This window comes from Mesorhizobium sp. M0166 (genome assembly GCF_040322255.1).
Lineage (GTDB): Bacteria > Pseudomonadota > Alphaproteobacteria > Rhizobiales > Rhizobiaceae > Mesorhizobium.
Map to the genome: position 1 here is coordinate 25013 of NZ_JAMYTD010000018.1, position 14368 is coordinate 39380.

Below are 14368 nucleotides of genomic sequence, written 5' to 3' on the forward strand. Positions count from 1 at the left end.
AAGACTTAATCCCGCAACACCATGCGGTCACCACGGACGTCGAAACCCGATAGCGAGCCGATGAAATTCATGCCGAGCAGGCTCTGGCCGAGCGTGCCGGGTGCGGCGATCATGATGGGCATGTCCTTGCGCACGATGCCGCCGATCGACAATTCATCGGTTCTCACGGCGGCGGCGCGTGTCATGCCGTTGGCGGTAGAGATCGGTATGGTGAAGCGGAGAGCCGCCGAATTGAACCCGACCGCCAGCGCGTCCTCGGCGGTCAGCACGGTGCTGGTCGCGCCGGTATCGACAACCGTCAGGATCGGCGTGCCGTTGATCGTGACGCGCGCTTCGAAATGGCCGTTGCCGGCCTTGTCTAGAGTGACGGTGACATGGCCTTCTTCCACACCCAGCGCCAGCGGACTGCCGGGAACAAGGCCGGCGGTGATGCGGCTGGCGAAATCCTGCAACTCATAGCGGTACTGATAGCCGGCGATCAGCGCCAGCACGATGGCAGCCCAGGCGCCAAGACTGCGTGCCATGGTGCCTAACGGCCTGCCTGATCTGAGCAGGCCGGCGCCGACGAGCGCCGCTAAAGCGCCAAGCCAGATCAGCTGGCTGAAATCGTAATTCTCAATGCCGAATGTACTGCCGGCGGAATCGTTGAGCATGAGCAGGAGTACACCCGCCCCGATCGCGACGATCAGAATCCACAACAGTCGGTTCATCTCTGCGGCCGGTTCACGAGAGGGCGTCGCGTTCGCGTGCCATGCGGCTGCGACGGGTTTCCCGGCGGGGGCGTCGTTCGACCGTTTCCAGCCTTGCCGGCAGCTCGGCCATGACGCTGCGGCGGGTTTGCGGGGTCATGTCGATCCAGGCGGCGATTTCCTCGCGCGTGCGCCCGCAACCGAAACAGAAGCCGGTTTTCATATCGATCGAGCAGACCAGGATGCACGGGGATTCAATGGCCGTCATAAGGATTTCCTTGGCTAGCCTCCACATGGTGCAACGACAAAGTCAATGCAAGCCCTCCGGGATGCGCCGCCAACGAATGCTTTCGCGTCAAAACCGCCAAGTTGTACCGGGCCTGGAGGTTGTGCCGGCTTGAGGTTGTGCCGGCTGGCCAAGGCGGCTATGCCGCTCACCAATTCACACGGACGATCGCCATCGACATGACCAGCGCGCTGCCTTTCGACGATTTTCGCGACCTTCTGGTGAGCCTGCCGCCGCCAGATCTGACGGCCAAGGCCCGCGTGCGCCAGTTGTTTGCCAAGGCAGACAAGCCCAAAGGCTCGCTCGGCCGCATCGAGGACGTCGCCGCCTGGCTCGCCGGCTGGAGCGGTCGCGCGCCGCCGGCGGTGACGCGACCATTGGTGGCAATCTTTGCCGGCAATCATGGCGTCACCCGCCACGGCATTTCGCCGCGCCCCGCCGCCGCCACGGCAAATGCAGTCGAGCTCTGCGCCGCCGGCGGTGCAGCGATCAACCAGATCTGCATCGCTTACGATCTCGGCTTGAAGGTGTTCGATCTGGCTCTGCACATTCCGACAGCCGACATCACCGAGGATGCGGCACTGGACGAGCGCGGTTGCGCCGCCACCATGGCGTTTGGCATGGAAGCGATTGCCGGTGGCACCGACCTGCTTTGCCTTGGCGACCTCGGCGTCGGTAATTCGACTGTCGCCGCGGCTCTTTGCACGGCACTTTTCGGCGGCAGCAGCGCCGACTGGATCGGCCCTGGATCGGGGGCCGACGCGGCAATGCAGAGGCGCAAGGCGGAGGTGGTCGATGCCGCGATCACGTTTCACGGCGCGAGCCTCAAGGACCCGCTGGAAGCGCTGCGCCGGGTCGGCGGACGGGAATTCGCAGCGATCTGCGGCGCCATTCTGGCGGCGCGGATGCAGAAGATCCCGGTGCTGCTCGATGGATTCACGGCGACTGCGGCCGCTGGTGTCCTACATACCGCCAACCCAGCCGCGCTCGATCATTGTCTCCTCGCAAGCCTGTCGCCGGAGCCTGGCCATGCCAAGGCCGCCGAGCGCCTCGGCCTTCGCCCGCTGCTCGATCTGGGCGTCAGTCAAGGCGAGGGGGTAGGGGCGGCTCTTGCCGCCGGCCTGGTCAAGGCGGCCGCGCTGACCAGTTCAGGCATGGCGGCGGCGGTCCGCGGTTAAGAACTCAGCGCCGGCGCGAAGCAACCGCCTTGGTCGGCAGCGCCGGCAGTTCCTCCATCACCCGGCTCAGCGGGAAGATGGCGATCGCCTCGGTGCCTTCGCGCAGCCTGGAATGGAGCTGGAATTCGCCGCCATGCATGGCAAGCAGGCCTTGCACGATCGGCAGGCCTAGCCCGGTGCCCTGTTCGGCGCTCTTGATGGCGATCGAGCCCTGGCCGAAGGCCGAGAGCACGATCGGAATCTCGTCCTCCGGTATGCCCGGCCCATTGTCCTTGACGGAGAGATATTGCCCACCGCCCGCCGTCCAGCCGACGCGCACGCGGATTTCGCCGCCGGTGGCGGTGAACTTGATGGCATTGGACAACAGGTTGAGCGCAATCTGCCGCACCGCGCGTTCGTCGGCGAACAGGCGCGGCAACGCGTTTTCGAAATCCTGGACGATGCGGATGTCCTTGTTGCGCGCCTTCAGCTCCATCATGTGGCAGCAATCCTCGACGACGGAGAGCAGCATCATCGGCTCCTCGTTGAGCTGGTAGCGGCCCGCTTCGATGCGCGACAAATCGAGAATTTCGTTGATCAGGTCGAGCAGATGCTGTCCGGAGTCGTGCACGTCACGGGCATAGTCGCGATAGGTCGGGTTGCTCATCGGGCCGAGCACCTCGTTGGCCATCACTTCGGAAAAGCCGAGAATGGCGTTGAGCGGTGTGCGCAGTTCGTGGCTCATCGAGGCCAGGAAACGCGATTTCGCCAGATTGGCGTCTTCCGCCCGCCGCCGTGCCTCGTCCGACATCGATTTCGCCGTCTCCAGTTCGGCGATCAGCGCATCCTTTTCGGAGCGGAACGACAGCAGCATCAGCGAGGAACGGTTGAGCTGGCGCGCTACATAGGCGAAGAAAGGCAACGACGCGATCAGCAAGCCTGCCATGATCACTTCGACCGGCATCCATAATTTCGCACTGGCATAAGCATAGATGGCGACCGGGAGGGCGAAGGTCGCCAACAGCGCACCGCGCAGCGACGAGGCCAGGATCGCGGTTGCCGACATGGCGAGCAGCAGCACCACCGCCTTGGCGACCTGGAACTGATCCATTTGGCAAGTTTCGCAGCTGAGCCATGCGAACCAGGCCCAGCCAAGCCCGCAAAGAAACTGGCCGATCAGGAAATCCCTATGCGTTTCCAGCGGGTTGAGCTCGGACGCTTGAGTGACGCGTCTGGCCATGAATGCAACGATGGTATAGCAGATGAATGTGAACAGCGCCCAGACGCCGATCTCCTTGCCGATGCCCGCGAGCAAGCCTGCCGCGGCCGTTGCCAGAACGAGCAGCGGGATGACGATCACGCCGCCGGTCATCGAAAGCGCGTGGAGCTTCAATAGCTCGCGGTCGAAGTCGGGATTTCCGGCTTGCTGCGAAAGACGGTCGCGCGTCTTGCGCACCGCGCGCGCGACATCGCTGTTGCGATGGCGTTTCCTGCGGTCCACAATAAACTTGTCCGCCGTGGTCGAGCGTTGCAGGGGCATGAAGTCTTCAATTTACGCGGGCAGCAATTTCAAATCGTTAAGCTACGTTCGAATGATTAACCAACGGTTTGCCATATGAGCCGTTCGTGGTCGCGATGGCCGCGCCAGCGATACTATGCGCCGCCTCCGCGAAGCCTGTGGCGCAGGCTGATGGACCATGGGCTGACACTCATTGTGCTCGGCCTGCTGATCCTCCTGGCGGCGCGCCTCGACCGAGTGGAGACGCGCAAGACGGAGGGCGCGGCCATCGTCAATGATGGCGATAGCATCATCCTCGGCAGCGAGCGTATCCGCATGCGTGGCATCGACGCGCCGGAATATTCGCAGATCTGCCGCAAGGACGATGCCGATTATCCCTGCGGCAAGCTCGCGCGGCAGTCCCTGGTGCGGTTGATAGCCGGCAAAGCCGTCTCCTGCAGCGGCTGGCAGCGCGACCGCTACGGCAGGCTGCTCGGCGACTGCAAGGCCGGCGGCAAGGATCTCAACAGCGCGCAGGTCGAGGCCGGCTGGGCGGTCGCCTTTGGCGATTTCGAGACCGAGGAAGCCGCTGCGCGCGCGGGCAAAGCCGGCATCTGGGCCGGAACTTTCGACGAACCGAAGAACTGGCGCGAGAGCCACGGCCACGAGCTGGTCGAAAGAAAGCACGGCACCTTGGCGTCGATCGGCGATGCCTTGCGCGAAATTTTTCGCTTCTGGTGAGCTGTGCCTATAGTTCGTCGGGGCGGACGAGGAGGATAGAGATGAAGCTGTTCGACGGCGGGCGCGCGCCCAATCCACGTCGGGTTCGGATTTTTCTGGCCGAAAAGGGACTTCAGGTTCCGCTGGTGCCGGTCGACATGGGCGCGCTGGAGCACAAAGAGCAGCCGGTCAGCTCGCGCAATCCGCTGAAGCGTCTGCCGGTGCTCGAGCTCGACGATGGCACCATCATCACCGAATCCGTCGCAATCTGTCGTTATTTCGAGGAACTGCACCCCGAGCCGGCTTTGTTCGGGCGTGGCGCGCTCGGCAAGGCGATCGTCGAGATGTGGCAAAGACGTGTGGAGTTCAATCTGTTCGGCTGCGTCGCCGCGGCGTTCCGGCATATCCACCCCGCAATGAGGGAATGGGAGATCCCGCAAATCCCCGAATGGGGCGAGGCTAACAAGCCGAAGGCGATCGAATTCCTGAGATTTCTGGACGCTGAGCTCGCCGGCAGGGAATTCGTCGCCGGTGATGCCTATTCGATCGCCGACATCACCGGGCTGGTCGCCATCGACTTCATGAAGCCGGCTCGCATCAAGGTACCCGAAGAGTGCACCAACGTGCTGCGCTGGTATCGAGAAATCTCCAGCCGGCCGAGTGCCGCCGCCTGAGAACGAGTCTCAAATGAGCGAAGAGCTGGTGAGCGAAGAGTTGGAAGCCCTCACGGCGAGGGTACGCGCCTGCCGCATCTGCATCGATAACCCGGCCGGCAGGCCGTTGCCGCACCGACCGCGGCCCGTGCTCAGGCCATCTTCGAGCGCGCGTATCCTGATCGCCAGCCAGGCGCCGGGCACCAAGGTCCACGTGTCAGGCATGCCGTTCACCGACGCCTCCGGCGACCGGCTGCGAAGCTGGCTAGGCGTCGGCAGCGAGGAATTCTATGACACGGACAAATTTGCCATCGTGCCGATGGGCTTTTGCTTTCCCGGTCAGGACGCCAAGGGCGCCGACCTGCCGCCGCGCCGCGAATGTGCGCCGGCATGGCGCGCATCGCTGATGGCGCTGATGCCGCAAGTCGATATGGTGCTGACGATCGGCATCTACGCGCAAAGCTGGCATATGGGCGCGGCGCGCCGTCCCTCGCTGACGGAAACGGTCATGGATTGGCGTGCCATCTGGGCGGCGGCGACCGAACCGAAAGTCCTGCCGCTGCCGCACCCGTCCTGGCGCAACACTGGTTGGCTGAAGCGCAATCCATGGTTTGAAATGGATTTGCTGCCCTTTCTGAGATCGGAAATCCGCTATCGCCTCGGCTAGCCATTCAGCAAGAAATCACTCGCTTTTGCGCTATTCAACAGAATTTCTTTCTTGTAATAGGCTTGAGCAAGAGGGAATATGGTAATCCATTCCTCGAAGCGCGTCGCGCATGAGGGGACGCGCGTTAAATTCTTGTTTTTATGCATGTCGTTGTGCCAAGGCCGCTGCGCACTTTGGACGACTTGCATCAGGGGAGCACCCAATGGACCGCCTCGATAGAAAAATCCTCCGCCTCCTGCAGGAGGATGCGACGCTTGCAGTCGCCGACGTCGCCAAAAAGGTCGGCCTGTCGACGACGCCGTGCTGGCGGCGCATCCAGAAGCTCGAGGAAGAGGGCGTCATCAAGCGCCGCGTCGCCATCCTCGATCATGAAAAGGTCAATGTGCGGGTCACGGTGTTCGTCTCGATCCGCACCAATTCGCATAGCCATGAATGGCTGCGGCGCTTTTCGGAAGTTATCCAGGAATTTCCCGAAGTGGTCGAATTCTACCGCATGAGCGGCGACGTCGACTATCTCTTGCGCGTCGTGGTGCCCGACATCGCCGCCTACGATGCCTTCTACAAGCGGCTGATCGCCAAGATCGAGATCCGCGACGTGTCGTCTTCCTTCGCCATGGAGCAGATCAAGTACACGACCGAAATGCCGCTCGACTATATGGTGCTGGACAAGGAATCGGGTGCGAACGCCGCCTGAGCGCTATAGCGTCAACACCATCTGCTGCAGAGGCGGCCGTTGACTGAGCAAACCCTAATAGTCGGTTTTCGCAACGACGGCACCGACAATGTCCGTTTGATCGTCGAACCGTGGGCGGAAGAATTCGATATCCTAGGAAAATCTGCTGCGGAAATATCAATATTCTTCACAACGCCAGGCAGGATAGACAGCCGGCATGCTCAGGGCACGTTTGTGATATGGCTTTGGGAGGGCTGCCGCGCAAAGGTATCCATTAATGGAGCGGATCATACCCGCTCAATGTCAATTCCAATTCCATCTATTCTTTGAGCTAGGCCCGCTTAGTTCTTCTTGTTGAGGAAGCTCCAGGGGGAATTGGCCGGCAGCGTGATCGTGTCCGGGACCGCGTCGACGTCGACCACCTCGGCCTTGCGGATCGTGTAACCCGACTGGATGACGCTGACGCCGTCGAGGATGAAAAGCTGGCTCTTCTCCATGCCCGGCCGTAATGCGCCGGTCACCGAAACCGGCTGGTAGGCCTCGGACATCCTGTAGGGGCGGGCAGGCGTGACGAGGACCATCTGGTTGGGCGGTGGTGTCGGCATATGGCTGCAGGCTCCCGTCCAGGGGACCAGCAGGAACAGGTAGACGAGATCGCCCTCACGATCGACCGGCAGCGCGTAGCCCGCGAGTTGCACGGTCTTGTCCTGCAAATTGAGAGACAGCGTTTCGCCATGATCCGGCATTTTGGCCGCGATCATCGGCAGCCCGACGCTTTCGGCGGCTGGCTGGGTCGGCGGGCGCAGATCTTTCCAGAAAATGCGCATGGTTCCGGCGGAAGCGCCTGCCGCGATGGCGGACGCCAACAAGGCAGTTGCCATGATCGTGCCTGATTTAAAACGGTTGCTCATCGCTGCTCCGCCGCTGAGCCTTGATCTGCGGACATCAAGTAAAGCTGCCGCAGCCCCACAGGTCAACGCTCAAGCCGCATCACGTGCCGGCGCGAGCCGGTCGTGCCGACCTCGCGAAAGCCGCGGGCGACGAACATGTCGCGAAAGCCCATGAAACGGTAGCTCGGTGAGGCCTGGTCGACGGGATAGGCTTCGATCGTCTTGGCACCTTTGGCGAAGGCGTGATCGATGGCCGCGTCGAGCAATACCCTTGCCAGCCCGCCGCCGCGCAACGCCTTCGGCACGTAGAAGCAGACGATCGACCAGATGCCCATCTCGCTTTTGTCCTGCTGCCGTGACAGCTTGCGGTAGGTCTCGCGCGGCGCGACCGAGCACCAGCCGACGGTCCGGCCATCGATTTTGGCGACAATGCCGACCGGCGTGCCGGTATCGATCAGCGCCATAATCGCGCGTTTCCTCTCGTCGTTTCCGACATGCTCGCGGTTGTCGAGATTACGCCAGGCCATGCACCAGCAGTATTTCGGCCCGCCCGGTTGCTCGAACAGGTTTTCGAAATCGGCGCGCGTCGATCGCGTCACCTCCGTGAAGCGGACCTTGCTCAGGTCAAGCTTTTCTGGCGGCGAGCCGTTGGAGCGTCTTGGCATCGGAAAGTTCCTTTACGGCGCCCTTGCCAATCCAGCGTGCAGTCTTGTCCGTCGAGGCCGCCAGTTTTTGCGCCAGGGCAAGGGCAGGGCCGTGCAAATTCATCGATCGCTTGCCGATCGAACGAAGCGCCCAATTCACGGCCTTCTTCACGAAATTACGGCCGTCGGTGGCCTGTGCCTCGATGGTCGACAGGAATTCCAGGAAGGTCGCCTCCGGTTCTTTCTTCCGGTGGACTACCGACCAAGCCATCATGGCAAAGGCGGTGCGTCGAACGAATTCCCGTTCGTCGACCGCAAATTCGGCGATCAATTGCCTCCAGCAATCCGTATCGACAAAGAGATCCGAGACGCCGTCGACGATATCCCAAGAGTCGAACGTCGCCGCCCATCGTCTTGCGTCCGCGGCAGAGAACCGCTCCGGATCGGCCGTGACGGAAGCGATAAACTGCGCCTCCATGATGCCTGTTCGCCAAAGCTCGAAGGCACGCTCATGGTTGCGCTTGATTTTCCTGGCAATCTGCCGCTGCACGCCGTGCGGGATACCGAGCGCACGTTCGATCTTGATGCCGTAGCGCAGCATGCCAAGTCGATTTTCCTCCGAGGCGATCGAGCGCAGATGAGCGACGATTTCGTCGGCGCTGGATTGAGGCGAAAGCTCGGCCACGGCGAAACCCTATTTCTCCAGCCGCGCCAGCAGCGAGGACGTGTCCCAGCGCTTGCCGCCCATCGCCTGCACGTCCTTGTAGAACTGGTCGACAAGTGCCGTCACCGGCAGTTTGGCGCCGTTGCGGTCGGCCTCGGCGAGGCAGATGCCAAGATCCTTGCGCATCCAGTCGACGGCGAAGCCGAAATCATATTTGCCGGCATTCATCGTCTTGTGGCGGTTCTCCATCTGCCAGGATCCGGCCGCACCCTTGGAAATCACGTCTATGACCTTTTCGATGTCGAGCCCAGCCTGCTTGCCGAAATGGAGGCCCTCGGCGAGGCCCTGAACGAGGCCGGCGATGCAGATCTGGTTGATCATCTTGGTGAGCTGGCCAGCCCCGGCTGGTCCCATCAACCCGACCATGCGGGCATAAGCATCTATGACTGGCTTGGCCCTGTCGAAGGCGTCGGGCTCGCCACCGACCATCACGGTCAGCATGCCATTCTCGGCGCCTGCCTGACCGCCGGAGACCGGGGCGTCGAGGAACGAAAACCCGAGCGCTTGCGCCTGCTGCGCCAGTTCGCGCGCGACCTCCGCGGATGCCGTGGTGTTGTCGATGAAGATGGCGCCCTTCTTCATGGAATTGAAGACGCCTCCGGCGCCGGTCGTCACTGAGCGCAGATCGTCGTCATTGCCGACGCAGGAAAAGACAAAATCCTTTCCCCTGGCCGCTTCCGCCGGCGTTGCGGCCAGGCTGCCGCCATGCTGGCCAACCCATTGCTCGGCTTTCGCCCTGGTGCGGTTGTAGACGGTGACGTCATGGCCACCCTTGTTCTTGAGGTGCCCGGCCATCGGATAGCCCATGACGCCAAGACCGAGAAATGCCACAGAAGCCATGTTTTCGAATCCCTTGAAAGCCTGCTTTGCGGCCTTCTTACCGGATCAGGCACGGTGATGGGAGTCAGCGGTGCAGATGGATGGTGATGCGCCGTTCGATCCACTCGACGCCGTGGCGCAATGTTTCGACGATGATCAGATAGATGATCGCCGCCCAGATATACGACTGAAAGTCGAAGGTGCGCGCATAGGTGAGCCGGGTGATGCCCATCAAATCGTAGACCGTGATGATGGCGACGATTGCCGAGCCCTTGATCATCAGGATGATCTCGTTGCCATACGGGCGCAACGCGACGATCAGCGCCTGCGGCAGGATGATCTTCCACATCGTCTGCAGTTTGTGCAGGCCGAGCGAGGCGGCACCTTCCCACTGGCCTCTCGGCACGCTCTCGATCGCGCCACGCAAGATCTCGGCCTGGTACGCGGCCGTATTCAGCGAAAAGGCGAAGATCGCGCAGTTGAATGCTTCGCGGAAGAAGCCCCACAGTCCGACCATCTCGAGCTCCGGCCGGAAGGAGCCGACCCCGTAGTAGACCAGGAAGGTCTGCGCCAACAGCGGCGTGCCGCGAAAGAAATAGACATAGGCATAGGCGAACCCCGAAAGGATCGGGTTCTTCGACATGCGTGCATAGGCGATCGGCACCGACAGGATCGCGCCAAGCACAATCGAGATGGCAACCAGCAACAGGGTGATGCCGAGGCCGGATATGTAGCCGGGTGCATATTTCTGGAAGAACGCCGGGTTCCACGCAGCGACCAGGTAGACGACCATGCCAATGCCGAGAGCGATCCACAGGCCGACCAGAACATGGCCGAGGATGCGTTGGCGCGACCAGCCGCGTGCGGGCGGCGGCGGCCGGTCGACCTTCAGCGTGTCGGTGGCAAGGCTCATCTCTTGACCTCGCTGCCGCCGACCGCTCGTTCGATCGCGTTGATGCCGAAGGAGGAGACGATCGCCAGCAGGAGATAGATCAGGCCGGCAAAACCATAAAACAGGAAAGCATGCTTGGTGACGCGAGCGGCAACCCCGCTCTGCCGAAGGATCTCGTTGAGGCCGACCGCCGAGACGAGCGCAGTGTCCTTGAGCAGGATAAGCCAGAGATTGGCAAGTCCGGGCAATGCGATGCGGATCAACTGCGGCAGCACGATCAGCCGCATCGTTTGGCCGCTGGACAGGCCAACTGAATAGCCTCCCTCATATTGCCCTTTTGGAATCGCGCGGAACGCGGATAAAAACACCTCGCTGGAATAAGAGGAGAAAATGAAGCACAGCGCGATCATGCCGGCGACGAAGCTGTTGACGTCGGCGGACGTTCCGGGGCTCACCAGCCGGACAATGTACTGCAGGATCAATGGGATGCCGAAGAAGATCAGAAACAGCGTGAGCAGCTCGGGTATTCCGCGAAAAATCGTGGTGTAGATGTTCCCGGCCAGCCTCAGCGACGGCTCTTCCGACTGTTTGGCCAGCGCCACGAAAAAGCCGAGCGTCAGCCCGAAGGGCAGAGTGGCCAGCGCAAGACATACCGTGACAAACATACCCGCGGCAATGTCGTCGAGCCAGCCTTCGGGTCCCCAACTGAGAAGCGTCAGTGCGCTCTGCATCCGCCGGCCTGTTCTCCTTGAGGCTCTTTGAGACCCGTGCCGCGTCATCCCTCGTGCGCGACATCCTTATAAGAACGGCGGGAATCTCCCGCCGTTCACGTCGTTCTATGTCGGTCGATCAGGACTCGCCGCCATAGACGTCGAATTTGAAGTACTTGTCATTGATTTCCTTGTACTTTCCGTTCGCGCGGATGGCGTCGATCGCCGCATTGAACTGGTTGACCAGATCGGTCTCGCCCTTGCGCACGGCAATGCCGGCGCCCGGACCGTGGATTTCGATAACCGGCTGGATTGTGCCGACCAGCTTGCAGCAGGCGCCGTCCGGCGAATCCAGCCATTGCTGCAGCACGACGACGTCGTCATTGGCGGCATCGAGCCGGCCATTGGCCAGATCGAGCTGGTATTCCTGCGCGGTCGGGTACGGCTTGACGGTGCTGTCGGTATAAGTCTTGGTCGAATAGTTGAAATGCGTGGTGGACGCCTGCACGCCGATCGTCTTGCCGGCCAAATCTTCCTTGGTGACACCCTTGATGTCGGTGTCCTTGGGCGCGGCGATCGCCGGCGGCGTGTTGTAATATTTGTGGGTGAAGTCGACCTTCTCGGCGCGTTCCGGCGTGATCGACATAGACGCGACGATGGCGTCGAACTTGCCTGCCTGAAGGGCTGGAATGATGCCGTCCCAGTCCTGCGCGACAAAGGTGCACTTCACCTTCATCTCGTCGCAGAGCGCCTTGGCAATGTCGATATCGAAGCCCACGAGCTGGCCGTCGGCAGTCAGATTGTTGAATGGGGGATAGGCTCCCTCCGTGCCGATCCGCAAGGTTTTTTCCTGGGCCTGGGCAACGCCAAGCGTCAGCAGCGCAGCCGATGTGGCGAGCGCGATACGCAGTGCAATACGCATAATAGTCCTCTCTGTTGGTCCCGGCCGTCGTTCCCGAACGGCTCTGTGGGCGGTGCTTTTGACCGCCCGCTGGCGCGATACTCCCATTCTTTCCCAAGAAAAAGCAACTGCAAAACCGTCGCTTGAGGGAAGGTCATGTTCAGAAAGCGATGACGTTGGGTCAGACGCCTAAATTGGAAAGCAAGCGGGCGGAAACTGTCTTCTGCCGCATTCTCAGCGCGACAGGCCGGTGGCGCGCTCGATGAAGTCAGCTATCGAATTCGTGTCGTCGAGATCGAAGGCCGGCAGGTCTTGGCCAACAATGGGGAAGTCGGACGCGATGGCGACAATGTGTGGATCGCCTGCCGAGAGCGGTGTCCGGTCCTTGGCCTCGAGCCGTCTCGTCTCGATTTTCTTGTGCGCCTCGCGCTTGTAACCCTCGACCAGCACGATATCGGAGGGTGCCAGCCGTGACAGGATCGCGTCCAGCTTCGGCTCGTCCTCGCCCCGCAATTCGTGCATCAGCGCCCAGCGCCTGCCCGACACGACCGCGACCTCCGTCGCTCCCGCCTGCCGATGGCGAAAGCTGTCCGCGCCGGGTTTGTCGATGTCGAAATCATGATGGGCGTGTTTTACAGTCGACACTTTCCAGTTGCGCCGGACGAGTTCTGCTACCAGCTTTTCGGTCAATGTCGTCTTGCCGGAGTTCTTCCAGCCGGTGATGCCGAAAATACGTCTTTTCATGGCTCGATGCTCTGCAACAGATGCGCGGCCTGGGCAAGGTCGTCCGGAGTGTTGATGTTGAAGAACGGATCTATTTCGGCCCCGCCGAATTTCAGGATGGGAAATTCCACTTCGACAAAACCGTGCCGGTCGATGAACGCCGAAACGCGCCGGTTGTCTTCCTCGATGAGAAATTGTCGCAAGGCCTGATCCAACCCTAGCGGCCAGAGTGCAAAAGTCGGATGCAGTTTGCCGCCGGAACAGGCGACCGCAATCGAGCCGCGGCGTTCGTCGGCTGCCGCGAGCAGCTGCTCAACCATATCCCTGGGCAGGAAAGGCGTATCGCCGGCAGCCGTGACCAGCGCCTGGCAGGTCGTGTCGGAAGCCCATTCGAGGCCGGTCAGGATCCCGGCAAGCGGCCCGGCATGACCTTTGACAGTGTCGGCAAGCACTGGAAGCCCCGTCGCGGCAAACCTTGTCGGATCGCCATTGGCGTTTAGCGCAAGCGGTCCGACCTGTGGGCTAAGGCGCGAAACGACACGGTCGAGCAGAGTACCGTCGCCAAGCGCAAGCAGGGTCTTGTCGCCGCCGCCCATCCGGCTCGACCGGCCGCCGGCCAGAATGATCCCTGCGATATGTCGGCCCATCGTTTGCTGCCTAGACCCAATGACCAAAATCCAGTTTTCAAATCAGACGATCGTCGACGGTCACGCCTATATGCCGTCCGGCGCCATGTCCGGTCCAGCGCTTTCGGCAGCCGTCTTTTGCCGGCCGACGATCCGTTCGCGGTAGAGTGCATAGAGGCCTGACGCGATGATGATCGAGGCACCGAGGATCATCGGCAGATCGGGGACATCGCCGAAGACTGTGAAGCCAAGCAGGATCGACCAGAGCAGGGCGGTGTAGCGGAACGGCGCGATAAAGGAGATATCGCCCACCCGCATGGCCGTGATGATGAACTGGTAGCCTATGAGCACAAGCACTGCCGCCAGCGCCAGGAACGCCGTGCTTTTTCCTGTCATTGGCGTCCAGCCGCCCATCGGCGAAAGCAATGCCGCGCCCAGAACCGTCATGGCAAGTGCGGTAGCGGTCGACACCAGCAATGTCGGAATTGCCTGCGGTATCCGCTTGGTGGCGAGATCACGCACCGCACAACATGCAACGCTGGCCAGCGCCAGCAGAGAAAAGACGCTGAACCCTTCGAAGCCCGGCCGCACGATGATCAGCACGCCGGCAAAACCAACGGCAATAGCCAGCCAGCGCCGCCAGCCGACGGCCTCGTTGAACACAAGCGCAGCGCCCATCGTCACCGCCAGCGGCAGCGCCTGCAGCACGGCGGAGACATTGGCGATCGGAAGATGTGCCAGAGCAACCAGGAACGACACAGTGGCGCCGGCCTCGCTGGCGACGCGCAGCGCAACTGTCGGCTGCAGCATCGAACCTGGCCGGGCAAGCGCGCCGCGTTGCCACGCAAGCAGGCCAACGAAAAGCGAAGCGAAGGCGCCGCGGATCAGCATGACCTGCGCCATGTTCATCGATTCCGACGAGAATTTGGTGATCGCGTCGTTGAGGGTGAAACCAGCCATGGCCACCATCATGAACAACGCGCCGCGCAGATTTGGCGAAAGAGGCAAGGCGATTACCGGGTGAGTCCTGCAGCAAGCGTCTAGCAGGCACCCACAAGACAGCAACGTCAAAGGGCTGGGCCACAGCCTTTCTGTG

17 protein-coding genes and 1 pseudogene are annotated in these 14368 nt (G+C 61.7%); 5 read left to right on the forward strand and 13 right to left on the reverse strand.

All coding sequences use genetic code 11. The features are described from left to right. Positions 1-5 precede the first annotated feature (5 nt). Both NKJ46_RS19800 and NKJ46_RS19805 read right to left on the reverse strand, forming a co-directional pair. On the reverse strand, positions 6-710 hold the full coding sequence (locus NKJ46_RS19800; protein ID WP_352666649.1) for a TIGR02281 family clan AA aspartic protease: 705 nt from the start codon (positions 708-710) through the stop codon (positions 6-8). Positions 711-723: 13 nt separating this feature from the next. After that, positions 724-957: a DUF1289 domain-containing protein gene (locus NKJ46_RS19805; protein WP_031193575.1), complete on the reverse strand. Its 234-nt coding sequence runs from the start codon at positions 955-957 to the stop codon at positions 724-726. 197 nt (positions 958-1154) lie between these two features. On the opposite strand from NKJ46_RS19805, the gene NKJ46_RS19810 reads away from it, so the two are divergent. Further along, a complete protein-coding gene (locus NKJ46_RS19810) occupies positions 1155-2153 on the forward strand; it encodes a nicotinate-nucleotide--dimethylbenzimidazole phosphoribosyltransferase (protein ID WP_352666872.1) in 999 nt (332 codons plus the stop codon). Positions 2154-2157: 4 nt separating this feature from the next. Here the strand turns inward: NKJ46_RS19810 and NKJ46_RS19815 are convergent, their stop codons facing one another. Continuing rightward, a complete protein-coding gene (locus tag NKJ46_RS19815) occupies positions 2158-3672 on the reverse strand; it encodes a sensor histidine kinase (RefSeq protein ID WP_352666651.1) in 1515 nt (504 codons plus the stop codon). A gap of 75 nt (positions 3673-3747) precedes the next feature. On the opposite strand from NKJ46_RS19815, the gene NKJ46_RS19820 reads away from it, so the two are divergent. The 4 genes from NKJ46_RS19820 (at position 3748) to NKJ46_RS19835 (ending at position 6364) form a co-directional block, all read left to right on the forward strand. After that, entirely contained in the window at positions 3748-4371 is a 624-nt protein-coding gene (locus tag NKJ46_RS19820; RefSeq protein ID WP_352666653.1) for a thermonuclease family protein, read from the forward strand. Positions 4372-4412: 41 nt separating this feature from the next. After that, entirely contained in the window at positions 4413-5024 is a 612-nt protein-coding gene (locus NKJ46_RS19825) for a glutathione S-transferase (RefSeq protein WP_352666656.1), read from the forward strand. Between the two features lie 13 nt (positions 5025-5037). Next, positions 5038-5670 (forward strand): uracil-DNA glycosylase family protein, encoded by a 633-nt coding sequence (locus NKJ46_RS19830; protein WP_352666659.1) that lies wholly within the window; start codon positions 5038-5040, stop codon positions 5668-5670. Positions 5671-5872: 202 nt separating this feature from the next. Next, positions 5873-6364, forward strand: a complete 492-nt coding sequence (locus NKJ46_RS19835; protein WP_006333679.1) for an Lrp/AsnC family transcriptional regulator — start codon at positions 5873-5875, stop codon at positions 6362-6364. 320 nt (positions 6365-6684) lie between these two features. On the opposite strand, the gene NKJ46_RS19840 is transcribed toward NKJ46_RS19835, so the two are convergent. From NKJ46_RS19840 to NKJ46_RS19885, 10 genes and pseudogenes are all read right to left on the reverse strand, one after another. Further along, the gene (locus tag NKJ46_RS19840) at positions 6685-7254 is read right to left on the reverse strand and encodes a DUF3299 domain-containing protein (protein ID WP_352666662.1); all 570 of its coding nucleotides are present in this window, start codon (positions 7252-7254) and stop codon (positions 6685-6687) included. Between the two features lie 62 nt (positions 7255-7316). Further along, positions 7317-7898 (reverse strand): GNAT family N-acetyltransferase, encoded by a 582-nt coding sequence (locus tag NKJ46_RS19845; protein ID WP_352666665.1) that lies wholly within the window; start codon positions 7896-7898, stop codon positions 7317-7319. After that, entirely contained in the window at positions 7858-8562 is a 705-nt protein-coding gene (locus NKJ46_RS19850; protein ID WP_352666668.1) for a DNA alkylation repair protein, read from the reverse strand. Before NKJ46_RS19850 ends, NKJ46_RS19845 begins: the two co-directional genes overlap by 41 nt. 9 nt (positions 8563-8571) lie before the next feature. Then, positions 8572-9459: pseudogene (locus NKJ46_RS19855) on the reverse strand (NAD(P)-dependent oxidoreductase); the annotation flags it as partial. Positions 9460-9505: 46 nt separating this feature from the next. Further along, on the reverse strand, positions 9506-10333 hold the full coding sequence (locus NKJ46_RS19860; protein WP_352666670.1) for an ABC transporter permease: 828 nt from the start codon (positions 10331-10333) through the stop codon (positions 9506-9508). Then, complete coding sequence (locus tag NKJ46_RS19865) at positions 10330-11043, reverse strand: ABC transporter permease (RefSeq protein ID WP_352666673.1); 714 nt, start codon at positions 11041-11043, stop codon at positions 10330-10332. Before NKJ46_RS19865 ends, NKJ46_RS19860 begins: the two co-directional genes overlap by 4 nt. A gap of 118 nt (positions 11044-11161) precedes the next feature. Then, the gene (locus tag NKJ46_RS19870) at positions 11162-11944 is read right to left on the reverse strand and encodes an ABC transporter substrate-binding protein (RefSeq protein ID WP_352666676.1); all 783 of its coding nucleotides are present in this window, start codon (positions 11942-11944) and stop codon (positions 11162-11164) included. Positions 11945-12157: 213 nt separating this feature from the next. Then, positions 12158-12667 carry a molybdopterin-guanine dinucleotide biosynthesis protein B gene (gene mobB / locus NKJ46_RS19875; protein WP_352666678.1) on the reverse strand — a complete coding sequence of 170 codons (510 nt, stop codon included), beginning with the start codon at positions 12665-12667 and terminating at the stop codon, positions 12158-12160. Next, positions 12664-13293: a molybdenum cofactor guanylyltransferase MobA gene (gene mobA, locus NKJ46_RS19880; protein ID WP_352666681.1), complete on the reverse strand. Its 630-nt coding sequence runs from the start codon at positions 13291-13293 to the stop codon at positions 12664-12666. The genes mobB and mobA overlap by 4 nt, the downstream gene beginning before the upstream one ends. 66 nt (positions 13294-13359) lie before the next feature. Further along, positions 13360-14280: a DMT family transporter gene (locus NKJ46_RS19885; protein WP_352666684.1), complete on the reverse strand. Its 921-nt coding sequence runs from the start codon at positions 14278-14280 to the stop codon at positions 13360-13362. Between the last annotated feature and the right edge of the window lie 88 nt (positions 14281-14368).

What these genes read in the sequence shown, in the direction of transcription:
- NKJ46_RS19800 (WP_352666649.1), bottom strand. Translation starts at nt 710, where the DNA reads ATGAACCGACTGTTGTGGATTCTGATCGTCGCGATCGGGGCGGGTGTA.
- NKJ46_RS19805 (WP_031193575.1), bottom strand. Translation starts at nt 957, where the DNA reads ATGACGGCCATTGAATCCCCGTGCATCCTGGTCTGCTCGATCGATATG.
- NKJ46_RS19810 (WP_352666872.1), top strand. Translation starts at nt 1,155, where the DNA reads ATGACCAGCGCGCTGCCTTTCGACGATTTTCGCGACCTTCTGGTGAGC.
- NKJ46_RS19815 (WP_352666651.1), bottom strand. Translation starts at nt 3,672, where the DNA reads ATGCCCCTGCAACGCTCGACCACGGCGGACAAGTTTATTGTGGACCGC.
- NKJ46_RS19820 (WP_352666653.1), top strand. Translation starts at nt 3,748, where the DNA reads ATGAGCCGTTCGTGGTCGCGATGGCCGCGCCAGCGATACTATGCGCCG.
- NKJ46_RS19825 (WP_352666656.1), top strand. Translation starts at nt 4,413, where the DNA reads ATGAAGCTGTTCGACGGCGGGCGCGCGCCCAATCCACGTCGGGTTCGG.
- NKJ46_RS19830 (WP_352666659.1), top strand. Translation starts at nt 5,038, where the DNA reads ATGAGCGAAGAGCTGGTGAGCGAAGAGTTGGAAGCCCTCACGGCGAGG.
- NKJ46_RS19835 (WP_006333679.1), top strand. Translation starts at nt 5,873, where the DNA reads ATGGACCGCCTCGATAGAAAAATCCTCCGCCTCCTGCAGGAGGATGCG.
- NKJ46_RS19840 (WP_352666662.1), bottom strand. Translation starts at nt 7,254, where the DNA reads ATGAGCAACCGTTTTAAATCAGGCACGATCATGGCAACTGCCTTGTTG.
- NKJ46_RS19845 (WP_352666665.1), bottom strand. Translation starts at nt 7,898, where the DNA reads ATGCCAAGACGCTCCAACGGCTCGCCGCCAGAAAAGCTTGACCTGAGC.
- NKJ46_RS19860 (WP_352666670.1), bottom strand. Translation starts at nt 10,333, where the DNA reads ATGAGCCTTGCCACCGACACGCTGAAGGTCGACCGGCCGCCGCCGCCC.
- NKJ46_RS19865 (WP_352666673.1), bottom strand. Translation starts at nt 11,043, where the DNA reads ATGCAGAGCGCACTGACGCTTCTCAGTTGGGGACCCGAAGGCTGGCTC.
- NKJ46_RS19870 (WP_352666676.1), bottom strand. Translation starts at nt 11,944, where the DNA reads ATGCGTATTGCACTGCGTATCGCGCTCGCCACATCGGCTGCGCTGCTG.
- mobB (WP_352666678.1), bottom strand. Translation starts at nt 12,667, where the DNA reads ATGAAAAGACGTATTTTCGGCATCACCGGCTGGAAGAACTCCGGCAAG.
- mobA (WP_352666681.1), bottom strand. Translation starts at nt 13,293, where the DNA reads ATGGGCCGACATATCGCAGGGATCATTCTGGCCGGCGGCCGGTCGAGC.